Annotated in this window: 14 protein-coding genes; 3 read left to right on the plus strand and 11 right to left on the minus strand. The window is 66.4% G+C overall.

Features of this window, described 5'->3' with window-relative positions; translation table 11 throughout:
• Position 1: 1 nt before the first annotated feature.
• The gene (locus ACWPKK_RS24390; protein ID WP_452009454.1) at positions 2–376 is read left to right on the plus strand and encodes a hypothetical protein; all 375 of its coding nucleotides are present in this window, start codon (positions 2–4) and stop codon (positions 374–376) included.
• A gap of 20 nt (positions 377–396) precedes the next feature.
• Here ACWPKK_RS24390 and ACWPKK_RS24395 read toward each other — a convergent pair whose 3' ends face one another.
• The 4 genes from ACWPKK_RS24395 to ACWPKK_RS24410 all read right to left on the minus strand — a co-directional run bounded on the left by ACWPKK_RS24395 (position 397) and on the right by ACWPKK_RS24410 (position 5591).
• Positions 397–1299 (minus strand): DMT family transporter, encoded by a 903-nt coding sequence (locus ACWPKK_RS24395; RefSeq protein WP_452009456.1) that lies wholly within the window; start codon positions 1297–1299, stop codon positions 397–399.
• Positions 1300–1377: 78 nt separating this feature from the next.
• Positions 1378–2580 carry a CaiB/BaiF CoA transferase family protein gene (locus ACWPKK_RS24400; RefSeq protein WP_452009458.1) on the minus strand — a complete coding sequence of 401 codons (1203 nt, stop codon included), beginning with the start codon at positions 2578–2580 and terminating at the stop codon, positions 1378–1380.
• A 228-nt stretch (positions 2581–2808) separates the two neighbouring features.
• Complete coding sequence (gabT, locus tag ACWPKK_RS24405; protein ID WP_452009460.1) at positions 2809–4098, minus strand: 4-aminobutyrate--2-oxoglutarate transaminase; 1290 nt, start codon at positions 4096–4098, stop codon at positions 2809–2811.
• A gap of 32 nt (positions 4099–4130) precedes the next feature.
• Positions 4131–5591, minus strand: coding sequence for a succinate-semialdehyde dehydrogenase (locus tag ACWPKK_RS24410; RefSeq protein ID WP_452009656.1), 1461 nt, complete (start codon positions 5589–5591; stop codon positions 4131–4133).
• Positions 5592–5808: 217 nt separating this feature from the next.
• On the opposite strand from ACWPKK_RS24410, the gene ACWPKK_RS24415 reads away from it, so the two are divergent.
• Positions 5809–6375 (plus strand): cupin domain-containing protein, encoded by a 567-nt coding sequence (locus ACWPKK_RS24415; protein WP_324869216.1) that lies wholly within the window; start codon positions 5809–5811, stop codon positions 6373–6375.
• Between the two features lie 189 nt (positions 6376–6564).
• Here the strand turns inward: ACWPKK_RS24415 and ACWPKK_RS24420 are convergent, their stop codons facing one another.
• From ACWPKK_RS24420 to ACWPKK_RS24440, 5 genes are all read right to left on the minus strand, one after another.
• A complete protein-coding gene (locus ACWPKK_RS24420) occupies positions 6565–7395 on the minus strand; it encodes an ABC transporter permease (RefSeq protein ID WP_452009463.1) in 831 nt (276 codons plus the stop codon).
• Positions 7392–8642, minus strand: a complete 1251-nt coding sequence (locus tag ACWPKK_RS24425; RefSeq protein WP_452009465.1) for an ABC transporter permease — start codon at positions 8640–8642, stop codon at positions 7392–7394. The genes ACWPKK_RS24420 and ACWPKK_RS24425 overlap by 4 nt, the downstream gene beginning before the upstream one ends.
• Positions 8643–8953: 311 nt before the next feature.
• Positions 8954–10000 (minus strand): ABC transporter substrate-binding protein, encoded by a 1047-nt coding sequence (locus ACWPKK_RS24430; RefSeq protein WP_324869194.1) that lies wholly within the window; start codon positions 9998–10000, stop codon positions 8954–8956.
• Between the two features lie 69 nt (positions 10001–10069).
• Positions 10070–11179, minus strand: a complete 1110-nt coding sequence (locus ACWPKK_RS24435) for an ABC transporter ATP-binding protein (protein ID WP_324869193.1) — start codon at positions 11177–11179, stop codon at positions 10070–10072.
• A 313-nt stretch (positions 11180–11492) separates the two neighbouring features.
• On the minus strand, positions 11493–12599 hold the full coding sequence (locus ACWPKK_RS24440; RefSeq protein ID WP_452009470.1) for a TRAP transporter substrate-binding protein: 1107 nt from the start codon (positions 12597–12599) through the stop codon (positions 11493–11495).
• A gap of 452 nt (positions 12600–13051) precedes the next feature.
• Here ACWPKK_RS24440 and ACWPKK_RS24445 point away from each other — a divergent pair, with 452 nt between their 5' ends.
• On the plus strand, positions 13052–14719 hold the full coding sequence (locus ACWPKK_RS24445; RefSeq protein ID WP_452009473.1) for a diguanylate cyclase domain-containing protein: 1668 nt from the start codon (positions 13052–13054) through the stop codon (positions 14717–14719).
• A gap of 182 nt (positions 14720–14901) precedes the next feature.
• Here ACWPKK_RS24445 and ACWPKK_RS24450 read toward each other — a convergent pair whose 3' ends face one another.
• Both ACWPKK_RS24450 and glgX read right to left on the minus strand, forming a co-directional pair.
• The gene (locus ACWPKK_RS24450) at positions 14902–15981 is read right to left on the minus strand and encodes a zinc-binding metallopeptidase family protein (protein WP_452009475.1); all 1080 of its coding nucleotides are present in this window, start codon (positions 15979–15981) and stop codon (positions 14902–14904) included.
• A 64-nt stretch (positions 15982–16045) separates the two neighbouring features.
• Positions 16046–18403 (minus strand): glycogen debranching protein GlgX, encoded by a 2358-nt coding sequence (gene glgX / locus ACWPKK_RS24455; RefSeq protein ID WP_452009477.1) that lies wholly within the window; start codon positions 18401–18403, stop codon positions 16046–16048.
• Between the last annotated feature and the right edge of the window lie 28 nt (positions 18404–18431).

Raw genomic sequence — 18431 nt, forward strand, 5'->3', positions numbered from 1 at the left:
GATGGGAGCGGGATACACCGGCTGGGAACTGCCTGCGGAGGAGCGCGGCCGGCTGCTGGCGCTGATCCCGCAACGTTACGAGCGGCTCGTCGCCGACCATGTGACCCAGAAGTTCGGCGCCGGCCAGCACGAGCCGCTGCCGGCCGCCACCGAGGCGGAAGTGATCGGCTGCGCCGACGACGGCGAGGGGGTGCAGGCGGTCGTCGTCGCCATCGAGGGCACCAGCGACCGGCCCGACGGATCGACCTACCACATCACATGGTCGCTGGCCGCCGGGCGGCGGTCGGTCGAGTCCAACGACGTCATCCGCGACTATGGCTGGCGCCCGGTGGAGCCGGTGACGATCAGGCTGGTGCCGCGGTTCTTCGGCGGGTGAGGCGGGGGTGAGGCTTCGCCTCACGGCACCTCCGCCACCCCTTCAGCCGCGACGCCGCGCTTGAGGCGCTGTTCGCGGTAGACGATGAACAGGCCGCTGCCGATGATCAGCGCGGCCCCAACCCCCATGCGGGCGGTCGGCGCGGTGCCCCAGACGGCGAGGTCGAGGATCACCGCCCACAGGATCGACACATACTGGAACGGCACCACCACCGCGGCCGGGCTGAGCTGCAGCGAGCGGTTCATCATCGCGTGGCCGGCCAGTGCGGTGATGCCCAGCAGCCCCAGCAGGAAGAAGCCGAGCCAGCCCGGCGCCGACCAGGACCAGGGCAGAGCCGCACCGCCGATCAGGATGCCGCCGACCATCTGGTTGCCGACCAGCGTCAGGCTGGAAGCGGAGCGCAGGACGCGGGTGGAGATCACGCCGCCGGAGAAGATGACGGCGCCCAGCAGCGCCACCAGCGACGGCCACAGATCGAAGCGGCCGGTCGGATTCAGCACGATGACGACACCGACGAACCCCACCAGCACCGCGGCCCAGCGGCGCCAGCCAACGCTTTCCCGCAGGATCACCACCGAAAGCGCGGTGACGATCAGCGGCGCCGACATGTAGATGGTCATCACGTCGGCGAGCGGCAGATAGCCCACCGCCCAGTAGAAGCAGGCGACGTCCACAGTCATCAGGAACACGCGCAGGATGTGCAGCGGCAGCCGGTCGACGGCGAAAACCGCGGCAAGCCCCTCGCGCCGGATCATCGGCGCCAGCACCGCCAGCCCGAACAGGCTGCGCACGGCGATCAGCATGGCGACGGAATGGTCGGCCACCAGCCATTTGCCGAGCGCGTCGTTCAGCGTGAAAAGCGTCATCCCGCCCAGCATCATCAGGATGCCGAGGCGGGTGTCGGTCGCGGGTGCCGCGGTCATGGAATCGCCCGGAGATGGTTGAGTGTGTGATCGATGGGGGCGGCAGAGTAACCGAAGCACCGCCCCGCTTTCACACCCTCAGATCACACCCCTGTCCCGCAAGGACGCGATATCGGCCTCGCTCAAGCCCAGTTGATCCGCCAGGACGGCGTCGGTGTGCTGGCCCAGCGTCGGCGGGGCGGTGTCGTGGACCAGCGGCGTGCCGCTGTAGCGGATCGGGCTCGCCACCGTCGGCACGCTGCCCTGGGTCGGGTGCGGCAGGTCCTGGTGGATGTTGCGGGCCTTCACCTGCGGGTCCTCGAACACCGCGGTCAGGTCGTTGATCGGGCCGCAGGGGACGCCGACCTGCTCCAGCGCGCTCAGCCAGTCGTGGCTGTCGCGGGTGCGGATCAGCTCCTCCAGCAGGGCCACCAGCTCCTTGCGGTTGGCGACACGGGCCGGGTTGGTGGCGTAGCGCTCGTCCTTGGCAAGATCGGGACGGCCGGCGACCGTGCAGAACTTGGCGAACTGGCCGTCGTTGCCGACCGCCAGGATGATGTAGCCGTCGCGGGTGGCGAAGGCCTGATAAGGCACGATGTTGGGATGGGCGTTGCCGAGCCGCTGCGGCGCCTTGCCGCCGACCAGGCAGTTCATCGCCTGGTTCGCCAAAACCGCCACCTGGACGTCGAGCAATGCCAAGTCGACCTGCTGCCCCTCGCCGGTGCGGTCGCGGTGGGCCAGCGCGCCCATGATGCCGATGGTGGCGTAGAGGCCGGTGAAGATGTCGGTCACCGCGACGCCGACCTTGACCGGACCGCCGCCCGGCTCGCCGTCGGGCTGGCCGGTGATGCTCATCAGCCCGCCCATGCCCTGGATCATGAAGTCGTAGCCGGCACGGTTGCGGTACGGCCCGGTCTGGCCGAAGCCGGTGATCGAGCAATAGACCAGCCGCGGGTTGACCGCCTTCAGGCTGTCATAGTCGAGGCCGTATTTGACCAGCCCGCCGACCTTGAAATTCTCGATGACGACGTCGGCCTGGGCGGCGAGCTTGCGGACGAGCTCCTGGCCCTCCGGCCGTTCGAAGTCGATGGTGATGGAGCGCTTGCCGCGGTTGGTCGACAGGAAGTACGCCGACTGGTCGCCGGCCCAGGGCGGACCCCAGGCGCGGGTATCGTCGCCGGCGCCCGGCCGTTCCACCTTGATCACGTCGGCGCCGAGATCGGCCAGCGTCTGCGCCGACCACGGCCCGGCGAGAACGCGCGACAGCTCCAGCACCCGGATATGCGACAAGGGTCCGGCCAAGGTCACTTCCTCCTGTTTTAATTGGCACTCCCCCGCCCTTAAGTCCCCTCTCCCCCCTGGGGAGAGGGTCAGGGTGAGGGGGATGCGTTGCGGAGCGCCGGTGATGGTGCTGGCGCTCCGCGTTCCTTCAAAATCCTCGCCACGCGTCCCCCTCACCCTTCCCAAGCTTCGCTTGGGCCCCTTCCCTCTCCCCGGGGGGGAGAGGGGATATGGGAGAGAGGGAGCCTGTTACGCCGACACCAGTTCTTCCAGCGAACGCTCGATGATGTCCAGGCCTTCGTCGACCAGGGCGTCGGAGGCGGTCAGCGGGACCAGGACGCGGATGACGTTGGCGTAGGTGCCGCAGGACAGCAGGATCAGGCCCTTCTCCGCCGCCTTGGCGACCAGCGCCTTGGTCAGGTCGGCCGCCGGCTCCTTGGTCTCGCGGTCGGTGACCAGCTCCATGGCGACCATGGCGCCCAGGTTGCGGACGTCGCCGATCACCGACAGGCTGTTGCGCTGGGCCATGGTGCGGAAGCGGCCGGCGATGCGCTCACCGAGCTTCTCGGCGCGCTCGATCAGCTTCTCTTCCTCGATGACGTTGATGACGGCGAGCGCGGCGGTGGTCGCCAGCGGGCTGCCGGCATAGGTGCCGCCGAGGCCGCCGGGGATCGGGGCGTCCATCAGGGCGGCCTTGCCGGTCACCGCCGACAGCGGGAAACCGCCGGCCAGGCTCTTCGCCATGGTGACGAGGTCCGGCTCGATCCCGGCATGCTCGACGGCGAACATCTTGCCGGTGCGGGCGAAGCCGGTCTGGATCTCGTCGACGATCATGACGATGCCGTGCTTGTCGCAGACCGCGCGGATCGCCTGCAGGAAGGACGGCGAAGCGATGTTGAAACCGCCCTCGCCCTGTACCGGCTCGATGATGATGGCGGCGACGCGGGCCGGATCGACGTCGGACTTGAACAGATTGTCCAGCCCCTTCAGGCTTTCCGCCTCGCTGATGCCGCGATAGGCGTTGGGGAACGGCACATGGAAGATTTCGGCCGGGAAGGGACCGAAGCCGACCTTGTAGGGCACGACCTTGCCGGTCAGGCCCATGGTCAGCAGCGTGCGGCCGTGGAAGCCGCCGGAGAAGGCGACGACGCCGGGACGGCCGGTGGAGGCGCGGGCGATCTTGACGGCGTTCTCCACCGCCTCGGCGCCGGTGGTGAAGAAGGCGGTCTTCTTCGGGGTCGGGCCGGGGACCAGCGCGTTCAGCTTCTCCGCCAGCTCGACGAAGCTGTCGTACGGCGTGACCATCGCGCAGGTGTGGGTGAAGCGGTCGAGCTGGCCCTTCACCGCCTCCATCACCTTCGGGTGGCGATGGCCGGTGTTCAGCACGGCGATGCCGCCGGCGAAGTCGATGAAGCGCTTGCCTTCGATGTCCCACATCTCGGCATTTTCAGCGCGGTCGATGTAGAAGGGCATGCCGGCGGAAATGCCACGGGAGACGGCGGCCTCGCGACGGGCGACGAAGGACTGGTTGGTGGTCATGGTCTGTTTTCCTTTGTCTTTTCCCTTGGGGGTCAGGCGCCGAGGCCGACGCAGAGATACTTGACTTCCATGAAATCATCGAGGCCGTACTTGGAGCCTTCGCGGCCGATGCCGGACTCCTTGACGCCGCCGAAGGGAGCCACCTCGGTCGAGATGATGCCCTCGTTGATGCCGACGATGCCGTATTCCAGCTTTTCCGCCACGCGCCAGACGCGGCCGATGTCGCGGCTGTAGAAATAGGCGGCGAGACCGAATTCGGTGTCGTTCGCCATGCGGATGGCGTCCTCTTCCGTCTCGAACTTGAACAGCGGGGCGACCGGGCCGAAGATCTCCTCGCGGGCCACGCGCATCTCGGTGGTGATGCCGGTCAGGATCGTCGGCTCGAAGAAGGTGCCGCCCAGCGCGTGGCGCTTGCCGCCCAGCGCGACCTTGGCGCCCTTCTCCAGCGCGTCGCCCATCAGCTCTTCCACCTTGGCGATGGCATCGGCGTTGATCAGCGGACCCTGGGTGACGCCGGCCTCCGCACCGTTGCCGACCTTCAGCGCCTTGACGGCCTCGGCCAGCTTGGCAGCGAAGGCGTCGTAGACGCCGGCCTGGACCAGCAGGCGGTTGGCGCAGACGCAGGTCTGGCCGGCGTTGCGGTACTTGGACGCCATGGCGCCCTTGACCGCCTCGTCCAGGTCGGCGTCGTCGAAGACGATGAAGGGGGCGTTGCCGCCCAGTTCCAGCGACACCTTCTTGACCGTGCTGGCGGCCTGCTTCATCAGCAGCTTGCCGACCTCCGTCGAGCCGGTGAAGCTGACCTTGCGGACGATCGGGCTGTGGGTCAGCTCATGGCCGATGGCGGCCGGGTCGCGGCCCATCACGATGTTGAAGACGCCGGCGGGGAAACCGGCACGCTCCGCCAGCTCGGCCAGCGCCAGGGCGGACAGCGGGGTGTCCTCGGCCGGCTTGACCACCACGGTGCAGCCGGCGGCCAGCGCCGGGGCGACCTTGCGGGTGATCATCGCGTTCGGGAAGTTCCACGGCGTGATCGCCGCGACGACGCCGATGGCCTCCTTCAGCACGACGATGCGCTTGTTGGCGGCGAAGCTGGGGATGACGTCGCCATAGGCGCGCTTGCCCTCTTCCGCGAACCACTCGATGAAGGAGGCGCCGTAGACGACCTCGCCGCGCGATTCGGTCAGCGGCTTGCCCTGCTCGGCGGTCATCAGCTGGGCCAGATCCTCCTGCGCCGCCAGGATCAGGTCGTACCAGCGGCGCATGATGGCCGCGCGTTCCTTGGCGGTCTTGGCCTTCCAGGCCGGCAGGGCGGCGTTGGCCGCGTCGATCGCCTCGCGCGTCTCGGCGGCACCCATGTCGGACACTTCGGCGATGACGGCGCCGGTGGCGGGGTTGGTGACCGGGAAGCTCTTCCCGGAGTCGGCCGCGCGCCACGCACCGTTCACGTAGCCCTTGGTTCGGAGAAGGCCCTGGTCGTTCAACGACAGCATGTTCGATCCGCCCTGGATGAAGGATTGTGGAACCGTCCGGCCGCGCCCGGCGAAATTCCCCTTGCACATCAAGGGCTTCCTGCCGGGGGCCTGGACCATGGAAAGAAGCGTACCATGTTTAATAAATTAAACAACCCCTGTTTAACTGTTCATATTCTGATGACGGGGTTGCGCGGATGAGCTATTGCCTAGACGGGTGTGGAGCAGGAGTCCGATGATGGAATTCGACGTCGGCGCAAGGTTGAAGCAGATCCGCGAGCAGCATGGGCTGTCTCAGCGGGCGCTCGCCCAGCGAGCCGGAGTGACAAACGGTACAATTTCCCTGATCGAGCAGAACCGCAGCAGCCCGTCCGTTTCGTCGCTGCGCAAGGTGCTTCAGGGCATCCCGATGACTCTTGCCGAATTCTTCTCCTCCGACGATTTGCCGCCACCCGAGCAGATCTTCTTCAAGGGCGACGAACTGATCGAACTGGCCGGCGAGCTGAAGGGCACCGTCGGCCAGGTCTCCTTCCGGCAGGTGGGCGACCTGCGCAGCCGCAACCTGCAAATCCTCCACGAACGCTACGCCCCCGGCGCCGACACCGGCCGCACCATGCTGCAACACGAGTCCGAAGAAGGCGGCATCGTCATCAAGGGACAGATCGAGCTGACGGTCGGTGACCGCAAACAGCTGCTCGGCCCCGGCGACGCCTATTTCTTCGACAGCCGCGTGCCCCATCGGTTCCGCAACATCGGCGACGTGGAGTGCGTGCTGATCAGCGCCTGCACGCCGCCGTATTTGTGAGCGGGGGCGTGGTGCCCCCTCCCTTCCCACGGCTGCGCCGCGGGCCCCTTCCCTCCCCCGCCCTCGGTCGGCCAAGGGCCGATCCGACCGCGGGAGAGGGTGGATTAGCAGAGCGGCGGCAGTTCCCTCTCCCTCGAAGAGGGGGAGGGTTAGGGAGGGGGCACCAGTACATTCCCCCTCACCACCCCCCTACCCCACGTTCCCCTTCAGCCGCTCGTTGCGCCGGCGCAGGTATTCCAGCGTCGACAGCATGCAGACCGAGATCACCGTCAGCACCACCGCCACCGCGGTGATGGTGGGGCTGATGTTCTCGCGGATGCCGCTGAACATCTCTCTAGGCAAGGTGCGCTGCTCCGGTCCGGCGAGGAACAGCACCGTCACCACCTCGTCGAAGCTGGTGGCGAAGGCGAAGAGCGCGCCCGACGCCAGGCCCGGCAGGATCAGCGGCAGGATCACCTTGCGGAAGGTCAGCAGCGGCGGCGCACCCAGCGAGGCGGCGGCGCGGGCCAGCGTCATGTCGAAGCTCTGCAGGGTGGCCGACACGGTGATGACGACGAAGGGCGTCGCCAGCGCGGTGTGGACCAGGATCAGGCCGAGATAATTGCCGGTCAGGCCGAGCGGCGCGAAGAAGAAATAGACGCCGACCGCGGTGATGACGACCGGGACCACCATCGGCGACAGCACGAGGGCAAGCACCAGCGGCTTCCACTTGCTTTTCCACTGGGCCAGCCCCAGCGAGGCCAGCGTGCCCAGCACCATCGACAGCATGGCCGAGGCCACGCCGATGATCACGCTGTTCTTCAGCGCGTTCATCCAGCGCGCGGATCCCAGGAAATCCTCGTACCAGCGCAGCGAGAAGCCCGGCAGCGGATAGGTCAGGTAGGTGCTGGAGCTGAAGGACAGCGGCACGATCGCCAGGATCGGCGCCATCAGGAAGAACAGCACCAGCGTGCCGACGACGACCGTCGCGATCCAGGCGATGCGCTGGCTGGCGGTCTGGGGGGAATGGTTCGCGCTCAATTCTTCAGACCTCCCGTCGTCTGGCGGCCGAGCGCCAGCTTGCCGTAGAGCAGCGCCAGCACCAGCGTGGACAGCAGCAGCACCGCACCCAGCGCCGAGGCGAGGCCCCAGTTGACCGTTTCCGTGGTGTAGAAGGCGATGAAGGACGAGATCATCTGGTCGGCCGCCCCGCCGACCAGCGCCGGCGTGATGTAGTAGCCGATGGCCAGGATGAAGACGAGCAGGCAGCCGGCGCCGATCCCCGGAATGGTCTGCGGCAGGTAGATGCGCAGGAAGGCGGTGACCGGCGGCGCGCCCAGCGACGCGGCGGCCCGCATGTAGGCCGGCGAGATGCCGCGCATGACGCTGTACAGCGGCAGGATCATGAAGGGCAGCAGCACATGGGTCATCGCCATGTAGACGCCGAAGCGGTTGTAGATCAGCCGCATCGGCTCTTCGATGATGCCCAGCCACTGCAGGGAGCCGTTGACGATGCCCTCGCTCTGCAGGATCACGATCCAGGCGCAGGTGCGCACCAGAAGCGAGGTCCAGAAGGGCAGCAGCACGAAGATCATCAGCAGGTTCGACCGGCCGGTCGGCAGGCTCGCCAGCATGAAGGCGACCGGGAAGCCCAGGATCAGGCAGAGCGCGGTGACGCCGAAGCCGATCTCGAAGGTGCGCAGGAAGACGTCGCGGTAGATCGACTGGTCCGCCGGGGCATGGATGACGTCGCCGTCCGGGTTGCGCGTCAGGTCGACCGCCGCCAGCAGGTAATAGCTGGTGACCGGACCGCTGGCGCTCTTGATCGCAGCCCAGCTCTCGCGCTCGCCCCAGGCCGGGGCGATCTCGATCATCGTCGCCTTCGCGGTGCCGGGAGCGGGCTGCTCCTTCAGCTTGCGGCCGGTCGACAGCAGCGTGGTGCGGAAGCCGTTGACGACATAGTTCAGCCTCTTGGCGGCGACGGCCAGCGTTCCGGCCTCGCGCGCGGTGCGGATGTCGGCGGCGAGCGCGGCGAAGGCGGCCTCGTCGGGCAGGCCCTGGCCGTTCCACTGCTCCAGCGCCGCGACGGTCTGCGGCATCACCTGCGGCACTTCCCAGTCGTCCACCGACTTCCAGATCATGCCGGCGAGCGGCACGACGAAGGTGAACAGCAGGAAGGCCAGCAGCGGCAGCACCAGACCCAGCGCACGGAACTGCCGGGCGCGCTCGGCCCGTTTCAATCGACGCTTCAACGGCACGTCGGCGCCGGCAACGAAGGCGGCTGTCATCGGCATTGTCCTGTTGAGAAGACGCAGGTGCACAAGGCCCCGTAACCCGGGACCATCCCCTCTCCCCCCCGCTTACGCGCAAACGAAGTTTGCGCTGCCGCGACAGGCGGACCATAGGTCCGCCGAAAGCGGGGAGAGGGTCAGGGTGAGGGAGACGCATGGCGTCCGGTCACCGAAGGGCGGAAAATGGTCCGCCGGAAAGCATGTTGGGGAAGCCGTGTTCGGCCCCATGCGTGCCGTTGTGCATCCCCCTCACCCCGACCCTCTCCCCGGGGGGGAGAGGGGGTAAAGGGCGAATTACAACAAACTGCTTACTTGGCCGCCCACTTGTTGAAGCGTTCGGTCAGGCGGTCGATGTTCTCCAGCCAGAAGTCGGTGTTGATCTCGATCGCGTTCTTCATGTTGTCCGGCGCGGTCGGCAGGTCGGTCAGGACCGCCTTCGACAGCAGCGACGGAGCCTTCTTGTTCGACGTGCCGTAGGCGATGCCTTCGGACAGCTTGGCCTGGTTCTCCGCCTTGCCGACGAAGCTCAGGAACTTGTAGGCGGCTTCCTGGTTGGGGCTGCCCTTCAGGATCACCCAGCTGTCGATGGTGTAGAGCGCGCCGTTCCACACCATGCCGAAGTTCTTCTTCTCGTTCTTGTTGGCAGCGTCGATGCGGCCGTTGTAGACCGAGGTCATCGCGACTTCGCCGGACGCCAGCAGCTGCGGCGGCTGGGCGCCGGCCTTCCACCAGACGATGTCGTTCTTGATGGTGTCCAGCTTCTTGAAGGCGCGCTCCACGCCGGCCTCGGTGCCGAGAACCTTGTAGACGTCGGCCGGGGCCACGCCGTCGGCCATCAGCGCGATTTCCAGCGTGGTCTTGGCACCCTGGCGCAGGCCGCGCTTGCCCGGGAACTTCTTGGTGTCGAAGAAGTCGGCCCAGCTCTTCGGCGCGTCCTTCAGCTTGTCCTTGTCGTAGCCCAGCACGAAGTCATAGACGATGGCGCCGACGCCACAGGCGTTGACGGTGGACGGCAGGTAGGCGTCCTCGCCGCCGATCTTGGAATAGTTCAGCTTCTCGTACAGGCCTTCGTCGCAGCCGAGCGCCAGCTCCTCGCTCTCGACCTGCACCACGTCCCAGGTGGAGGCGCCGCCCTGGACCTTGGCGCGCAGGACGCCGACGCCGCCGTCCCACGATTCGTCGTTCATCGCGGTGCCGGTGGCCTTGAACGGCTCGAAATAGACCTTCTTCTGGACTTCCTGATAGGCGCCGCCCCACGACACGACGGTCAGGTCGCGGGCGCTGGCGGCCGAAGCCAAAGCCGTGAGGGCGGTGAAGGTCGCAGCGAAACCGAGAGCCACCTTAATCTTCGACATGATCCCCGTCCTTATTCGTCGTGGTTGTTGTTGCTGGTAAGGCACCCTGGCGCCTGAGGAACCACGTCCTCAGACCGGATCGAGCGCCCGGCAGTCCTCCGGGCGGAAAGCGATGTAGACGTCCTGGCCGGGTGCCAGACCGGCATAGGAGCCGGCCGGCAGCTTGACCATGAATTCCGGGTTGGACGGCGTGGACAGAATCGCCAGCGTGTGGTCACCGACATAGATCAGGTCGGTTAGCGAGGCCGGCAGGCGGTTGGTGGTCGCATCGCCGCTGTCGCCGGTCTCGATCGCCACGCGCTCCGGACGGATGGACAGCGAGGTGCGGCTGCCGGCACCGCCGACATTGACCGCCTGCGCCACCACGGAGCCGCCGGCATCCAGCGCGACCCGCGCCCAGCCGTGTTCGATATTTTCAACAACCCCGCTCAGAACATTGTTCTCGCCGATGAAGTTGGCGACGAAGCTGTTCACCGGCCGCTCGTACAGCGCATCCGGGCGGTCGATCTGCTGGACGATGCCGTCGTTGAACACCGCGATGCGGTCGGACATCGTCAGCGCCTCCCCCTGGTCGTGGGTGACGTAGACGACGGTCAGGCCCATCGTCTCGTGCAGGCGCTTGATCTCCAACTGCATATGCTCGCGCAGGCGCTTGTCGAGGGCGCCCAGCGGCTCGTCCATCAGCACCAGGGCGGGATTGAACACCAGGGCGCGCGCCAGCGCCACGCGCTGCTGCTGGCCGCCCGACAGCTGGCCGGGGCGGCGCGACGCCAGGTTGCCGAGCTTGATCATGTCGAGCGCGGCCGCCACGCGTTCCTTGGTTTCCGCCTTGGAAACGCCGCGCACCGACAGCGGGAAGGCGACGTTTTCCTCGATCGTCAGATGGGGGAACAGGGCGTAGTTCTGGAAGACCATGCCGATGTCGCGCTTGTGCGGCGGAACGTTCTTGATCGGCCGGTCGCCGATGAAGATGTCGCCATGGGTCGGCACCTCGAACCCGGCCAGCATCATCAGCGTGGTTGTCTTGCCGGAACCCGACGGTCCCAGCAGCGTCAGGAATTCGCCCTTGCGGATGTCGAGATCGAGGCTTTTCACCACCAGATGCTCGCCATCGTAGGTCTTCTGCACCCCGGTGAAGCGCACCAGGGTATCTGTCGTCGCGATCATCCCGCCGTCCATCCGTCCGCTCCCGTCACAGGCGACCTGGAACCGGGTACGCCACCCCGGCCCGGTCCGTCTTTGTGGCCCTGACGGTAACACGCGTTTAAGAAAATAGACAAGAGGAATGACTATGACTTGATCAATTCAACAGTCTGCCGATTTTTTGTGCAAATGCGAAGGCCCTGCCCACGCTTCGACCGGCAGTGTGCTCCATTCGCATGCGATTGAGAAGACCAATGATCGATATCGCGGACAGACGGAAGTATGAAAATCAGCTCCTGCCGCGAAGAGAGGGGGCGAATCGCCGCAGGCGATCCGCCCCCGGGTTAGCTCAGCGCTGCTGGGCAGCCTGGGAGTAGACGAAGCTGTCGAAGCCGTTCTCGGCCACGCGGAACCACAGCCGCTCCTGCTCCAGGAAGGGCTTCCAGCCGTCATAGACCTTCTTGAAGCGCGGGTTGCCGGCGGCGAGCTTGTCGTAGAATTCGAACGCCGCCTTCTCGCAGGCCTGCATCATGTCGCGCGGGAAGGGGCGCAGGATGGCGCCGCCGGCGACCAGCCGCTTCAGCGCGGCGGCGTTCAGCGTGTCGTATTTGGCGATCATCCAGGTGTTGGCCTCCCAGCAGGCCTGTTCCAGGATGGTCTGGTAGGATTTCGGCAGCGATTCCCAGGCCTGCATGTTGAACATCAGCGGGATCTGGGCCGAGCCCTCCCACCAGCCGGGGTAGTAGTAGTATTTGGCGACCTTGTGGAAGCCGAGCTTCTCGTCGTCGTAGGGGCCGACGAACTCCGCCGCGTCGATGGTGCCGCGTTCCAGCGCCGGATAGATGTCGCCGCCGCCGAGCTGCTGCGGAACCAGACCGAAGGGCGTCAGGATCTGGCCGACCAGACCGCCGATGCGCATCTTCAGGCCTTTCAGATCCTCCAGGCTCTTGATCTCCTTGCGGAACCAGCCGCCCATCTGGGCACTGGTGTTGCCGGCGGGGATGTGGTGGATGTTGTAGTCCTTGAACACCTCCCGCATCAGCTCCAGCCCGCCGCCATGCATCATCCAGGCGATGTGCTGGCGCGTGTTCAGGCCGAAGGGCATGGCGGTGTCGAAGCAGAAGGTGGGATCCTTGCCGACATAGAAATAGGCCGCCGACTGCCCGCACTCGACGGTGCCGTTCTGCACCGCGTCCAGCACCTGCAGGGCCGGAACGATCTCGCCGGCGGCGAAGGTGCGGATCTGGAACTTGCCGTCGGTGGCGTCGGACACGCGCCTGGCGATGAACTCCGCCGCGCCATAGATGGTGTCGAGGCTCTTGGGATAGCTCGACGCCATGCGCCACTTGATCTCGGGCTGGGAGCTCTGGGCGATGGCCGGGGCCGCAATGGTCCCGGCGGTTCCGGCGGCGGCAAGGCCGACGCCGGCGCTGGAGAGGAACGCACGCCGTTTCATGATGACGAATCTTCCCGACTGTATGGTTCGTTGGGCCGACATGATAGCGTAACCAACCGTTCGGGGAATCCCCCTTCCACCGGGGCAACACGGAATGTGTGGAAGATCCTTGCGCCGGAAACGAAAAATCCAGCCGCATTGGGCTGGATTTTCGGCGACGCAGCATTATTTGTTGTTTCGATCGCCTTTCAGGCGTTTCCTCCCTAAACTCGGGCCGCGGCTCAATAGCTAGCGGCCTTTTCCTTTTTCTGCAATATGCTGAAAGTCAGCTTTGCAAACTTTTTTGGCAAACGCACGACTGGCGCGTGCTAAACGCCAGAACCGGCACGCCCTTACATTGTGAATATCCGCGCCTGTTTTGCTTGACGCTTTATAAAGGGCTGGGATGATACAGTGTCTTCACTGGTCGATCCCTGCCCACCCCTTGTGATTCCCGAAAGGACGATGCCGCGATGACGCCCCTTGGACAGCCAAGCGGCAAGGCCCAACGCCACAGCTGGGTGCTTGGCCTGCGCGCCACGGTCGCCGTCACCGTGGCGATTCTCGTTCTTGGATCGACGATGGTGAAAGGGCTGGTCGTCGGCGATGGCGCCGCCGATGCCCTGGAGCAGGAGATCGGCGATTCGATGACCGGCCTGGCGCAGTCGCTGGCGCGGCAGCTCGATTCGACCATGTGGGCGCGCGCCAACCAGATCGCCGCGTTGTCGCGAATCGAAGCGCTGAAGGACCCGGCGGTGGCGCAATCGACCATCGACGAGTTGAAGCGGCGCGACCCGACCATCGCCTGGATCGGCATGACCAATGCCGACGGCCGGGTGATGGCGGCCTCCGGCGGGCTGCTGCTGGGCGCCGACATTTCCCGCCGGCCGGTGCATCAGGAAGGCATGAAGGGTCTGTTCGTCGGCGACGTGCACGAGGCGGTGGCCCTGCGCGGCAAGGTGCCGTACCTGGAAGGCGAAACGCCAAAGTTCGTCGATGTTTCCGCCCCGCTGCAGAAGGCCGACGGCACCCCGGTGGGCGTGCTGGCCGCCCATTACAGCTGGGAGTGGGCCTACGCCTCGATCCGCCAGTTGGCGGAACCGCTGTCCGACCGCAAGGGATTGACGCTCTATATCCTGTCGGCCGACGGCAGCGTCCTGATCGGTCCGGATCAGACGGTGGGAAAGCCTCTGCCGGTCCCGACGCTGACCGCGAAGCTGCGCGACGGCTGGAGCGCCGACCGCTGGCCGGACGGCGTCACCTATGTGACCGGCGTGGCGCATGGCCGGGGGTTGCACGACTATGCCGGGCTCGGCTGGACGGTGATCGCCCGCCAGCCGGCCAACGTGGTGTTCGCCGAGACCAACCGGCTCCGGCTGTCCATCATCGGATCGGGCATCCTGCTGGCCCTGCTGTTCAGCGTAATCGGCTGGTTCGCCGCCGGGCGGATTGCCCGCCCGCTGGGCTCCATCGCCAGCGCCGCCGAACGGATCGGCGATGGCGAGCGCGGCGTCACCATCCCCGATGTCGGCGGTGCCGCGGAGATCCGCCGGCTGTCCGTCTCGCTGCGGGACATGGTGGACAGCCTGACCAACAAGGACGCCGCATTGATGCGGCTGGAGGACATCGCCTACGAGGACCGGCTGACCGCGCTGCCGAACCGCCGCTATTTCGAACAGTATGTCGAGGCGTCGACCGGCAGCGGCGGCGGATCTGCGACGATGATGTACATCGACCTGGACGGTTTCAAGCCGGTGAACGACCGGCTGGGTCACGATGCCGGCGACGCCGTCCTGCGGCAGATCGGCGGGCGGCTTGCCAGCATCTTCCGCGACGACGACGTGATCGCCCGGCTGGGCGGCGACGAATTCGCCGCCGTTCTGCCGCGCCGCGCCGGCCGCCCCGCCCCCGATACCGGGGAACTGGCGTCCCGCATCATCGCCGCGGTGAACGAGCCGGTTTCGATCAACGGCGAGAAGGTGCGTGTCGGCTGCTCCATCGGCATTGCCTCCTGGCCGGAGGACGACAGCGACATAGCAACCGTGATGCGCCATGCCGACGCCGCGCTCTACAAGGCCAAGCGCGACGGGCGCAACCGCGCGGTGCGCTGGACCAGGGTCGAGGTGGGGGCGGAGGGGTAGGATGCTTGGGGAGTTAGACCCCCACCTAACCTCCCCCGCTGGGCGGGGGAGGGACTGCCGCCGAGCGTCGACAAAGGTCCAATCCCCTCCCCCGCCCAGCTCTCGCACAAAGCTTTGCTTTGTGCTGACGCGGCAGGCGGACCGTAGGTCCGCTGAGAGCGGGGGAGGGTCAGGGTGGGGGTTTAACGCCCCTCCAGCCCCCGGACCATCCCGTTCATGAACCCCAGCTTTTCGATCACCGAGGCCGACAGGATGAAGGGATAGAGGTCCGGCTGGCCCATGCTGCGGTTCAGGCTGTTCACCGCGTAGGTCAGGGGTAGCCAGGGTTCGATCAGATCCTCGATGTGCCGGGCCTTGTGGGGGTTGAAGTCGATCTCCGATTCCAGTTCCGCCCCTTCGCTGATGCGCGGGCGGATCCGCAGGCCGAAGGCACGGGCGGTCTCCAGCGTGTCCACGATGTGGAGGTAATGCGCCCAGGTCTCGGCGAAATCCTCCCACGGATGGGCGGTGGCGTAGGAACTGACGAAGTTGGCCTGCCAGTCGGCCGGCGCACCGTTGGCGTAGTGGCGCTTCAGCGCCTCGCCGTAATCCTCGCGCTCGTCGCCGAACAAAGCGCGGAATCGTTCCAGCAGCGCCGGGTCGTCGCGCACCAGACGGTCCCAGACATAATGGCCGATCTCGTGCCGGAAATGGCCGAGCAGCGTGCGATAGGGCTCGCCCATGTCGGTGCGGCGCTTCTCGCGCTCGGCATCGTCGGCTTCGGCGACGTTGATGGTGATCAGGCCGTTGGCGTGGCCGGTCAGCACCGGCGTCACCGTGCCGTCGGGACCAACGGTGTCGGACAGGAAGTCGAAGGCCAGACCTTCCTCCGGGTTCTCGATCCGGGTCTGCAGCGGCAGCTTCAGGTTGGTCAAGGTGTAGAACAGGTGGTGCTTCGCCATCTCCAGCTTGCGCCAGAGCGTCAGCTTGGCGGTGTCGGACAGGTCAGGGATGGTGCGGTTGTGCCGGCAGGCGGCGCAATGGGTGTCGGATGAGTCGGCCGGCAGCATCCAGTTGCAGGCATCCAGTTCGGCGTTCGCACAGAATTTGTAGAGAGGTTCGGTGGTGGCGAGCGCGCTCCACACCCCGTCATGGTCGGTCGGGTCGATGGCCGACAGGGTGCCCACATCCGGCAGGTAGCCCAGCCGGTAGCCGCAGCGCTCGCACAGCGTGTTCTCGAAGTAGAGCGGCTGCTGGCAGTTCTGGCATTCGAAGAGCTTCATGGCGGGGATCCGGGGGCCGGGGGGATCCCCTCTCCCCGGGGGGAGAGGGGGATTGAGCGTCGGTTCAGGTGGGCTTCTTCGCTTCGGGCTTGGCCTCGGCAGCCGCTTCCACCTTTTCCGGTTCTTTTACCGCTTCCTTCGCCATCGCCTCCGCCTCGACCGGTTCCTTCGTCTCGGCTGGTTCCGCCGGTTTCTCCGCTTCGACGGTCTCCTCGCCGAAGGACAGGGTTGGGCTTTCGGCGACGCTGCGCAGAGCGCGTGCGGCGCGGCGCAGCGCGAAGGAGGTCTTGCCGTCCGGCTCCAGGGCCAGCAGCAGCAGCGAACGGCCGGTCACCATGTAGCCGTCGCCGGTGTTGACGCGCGGCACCTCGTCGGGGTCGGGCAGGTTGGTGTCGACCAGACAGCGCCAGACGCTGCCGCCGGTCACCTCCGGCAGGGTGAACTCCACCACGTCATGGTGGGAGTTGATGACCAGCAGCAGGGTGGCGTCCATCGCCGGGCGCTTGATGCCGCTGGCCTGCCCGCGACCGTCCAGCAGCATGCCCAGGCAACGGGCGTTGCCGTCGTGCCAATGGCCTTCCTCCATCTCGTCGCCGCCGGGGGTCAGCCAGGTCACGTCCTTCACGTCGAACTCGGCATTGTATTCGCCCGACAGGAAGCGGCCGCGCCGCAGCATGGGGAAGGACTGGCGGACCGCCACCACGCGGCGGACGAACTCGATCAGAGCCTGCCCGTCCTCGTCGATACCGTCCCAGTTCAGCCACGCCGTCTCGTTGTCCTGGCAATAGGCGTTGTTGTTGCCGTGCTGGGTGTTGCCGAACTCGTCACCGGCCAGCAGCATCGGCGAGCCCTGGGACAGCAGCAGCGTCGCCAGCATGTTTCGCTTCTGCCGTTCGCGGAGTTCTTTGATCTCGGGGTCGTCGGTCGGCCCCTCCACCCCATGGTTCCAGGACAGGTTGTGGGAGTGGCCGTCGTTGTTGTCCTCGCCGTTCGCCTCGTTGTGCTTGTCGTTGTAGGAAACGAGGTCGTTCAGCGTGTAGCCGTCATGGGCGGTGATGAAGTTCACGCTGGCCCAGGGCTTGCGGCCGCGCTTGTCGAACAGGTCGGCGGAGCCGCACAGCCGCGGCGCCACCTCCGGCAGCTTGCCCTCGTCGCCCTTCCAGAAGGCGCGGACGGTGTCGCGGTAGCGGTCGTTCCACTCCGCCCAGCCCGGCGGGAAATTGCCGACCTGATAGCCGCCGGGGCCGCAGTCCCACGGCTCGGCGATCAGCTTGACGCTGTTCAGGATCGGGTCCTGCAGGCAGCTGTCGAGGAAGCCGCCGCCCTCGTCGAAGCCGTAGGGCTCGCGCCCGAGGATGGTGGCGAGATCGAAGCGGAAGCCGTCGACATGCATCTCCGTCGCCCAGTAGCGGAGCGAATCGGTGACCATCTGCAGGACGCGCGGATGGCTGAGGTTGACGGTGTTCCCGGTCCCCGTCTCGTTGATGTAGTAGCGCTTCTGGTCCGGGATCAGGCGGTAGTAGGAGGCGTTGTCGATGCCCTTGAAGGACAGGGTCGGCCCGCGCTCGTTGCCCTCGGCGGTGTGGTTGTAGACGACGTCGAGGATCACCTCCAGCCCGGCATTGTGGAGATGGGCGACCATCTCCTTGAATTCCTTGATGGCGTTGCCGGACGCGGCATAGCGCGGTTCCGGCGCGAAGAAGCCGATGGAGTTGTAGCCCCAGTAGTTCGCCAGCCCCTTGTCGACCAGATGCTGGTCCTGGACGAAGGCATGGACCGGCAGCAGCTCCACCGAGGTGACGCCGAGCGACTTGATGTAGTCGACCACCTCCTTCACCGCCATGCCGCCATAGGTGCCGCGCAGGCTGTCGGGCACCGCGGGATGCAGCTTGGTGAAACCCTTCACATGGGTTTCGTAGAAGATGGTGCGGTCCCAGGCGGTGCCGGGCTTGTGGTCGCGGCCCCAGGTGAAAGCCGGGTCGATCACCTTGCATTTCGGCATGAAGGGCGCGCTGTCGCGCTCGTCATAGGTCAGGTCGTCGCCCGATTCCATCACATAGCCGAAATGGGCCGGGTTCCAGCGGATCTCGCCGACCAGCTCCTTGGCGTAGGGGTCGAGCAGAAGCTTGTTCGGGTTGAAGCGGTGGCCCTGCTCCGGCTCGTACGGGCCGTACACGCGGTAGCCGTAGAGCAGGCCGGGGCGGGCATCGGGCAGGTAGCCGTGCCAGATCTCGTTGGTGAATTCCGGAAGCTCGATCCGCTCGAGCTCCTCCTCGCCGTTTTCATCGAACAGGCACAGTTCCACCTTGGTGGCATGCGCGGAAAACAAGGCGAAGTTGACGCCGAGGCCGTCCCATGTCGCGCCCAGCGGAAAAGGCAATCCTTCACCGAGCCGCGTTGCCTGTTTCAGGATGTTTGCCATGATCGCCCACTTCTCCGCCTGGATCGAA

This window comes from Azospirillum largimobile (assembly GCF_977007025.2).

Excerpts from the sequence above, each read along its gene's own strand:
- ACWPKK_RS24430 (WP_324869194.1), bottom strand. The coding sequence starts at position 10,000 with ATGTCGAAGATTAAGGTGGCTCTCGGTTTCGCTGCGACCTTCACCGCC.
- ACWPKK_RS24390 (WP_452009454.1), top strand. The coding sequence starts at position 2 with ATGGGAGCGGGATACACCGGCTGGGAACTGCCTGCGGAGGAGCGCGGC.
- ACWPKK_RS24395 (WP_452009456.1), bottom strand. The coding sequence starts at position 1,299 with ATGACCGCGGCACCCGCGACCGACACCCGCCTCGGCATCCTGATGATG.
- ACWPKK_RS24435 (WP_324869193.1), bottom strand. The coding sequence starts at position 11,179 with ATGGACGGCGGGATGATCGCGACGACAGATACCCTGGTGCGCTTCACC.
- ACWPKK_RS24410 (WP_452009656.1), bottom strand. The coding sequence starts at position 5,591 with ATGCTGTCGTTGAACGACCAGGGCCTTCTCCGAACCAAGGGCTACGTG.
- ACWPKK_RS24415 (WP_324869216.1), top strand. The coding sequence starts at position 5,809 with ATGGAATTCGACGTCGGCGCAAGGTTGAAGCAGATCCGCGAGCAGCAT.
- ACWPKK_RS24450 (WP_452009475.1), bottom strand. The coding sequence starts at position 15,981 with ATGAAGCTCTTCGAATGCCAGAACTGCCAGCAGCCGCTCTACTTCGAG.
- ACWPKK_RS24440 (WP_452009470.1), bottom strand. The coding sequence starts at position 12,599 with ATGAAACGGCGTGCGTTCCTCTCCAGCGCCGGCGTCGGCCTTGCCGCC.
- ACWPKK_RS24425 (WP_452009465.1), bottom strand. The coding sequence starts at position 8,642 with ATGACAGCCGCCTTCGTTGCCGGCGCCGACGTGCCGTTGAAGCGTCGA.
- glgX (WP_452009477.1), bottom strand. The coding sequence starts at position 18,403 with ATGGCAAACATCCTGAAACAGGCAACGCGGCTCGGTGAAGGATTGCCT.
- gabT (WP_452009460.1), bottom strand. The coding sequence starts at position 4,098 with ATGACCACCAACCAGTCCTTCGTCGCCCGTCGCGAGGCCGCCGTCTCC.
- ACWPKK_RS24445 (WP_452009473.1), top strand. The coding sequence starts at position 13,052 with ATGACGCCCCTTGGACAGCCAAGCGGCAAGGCCCAACGCCACAGCTGG.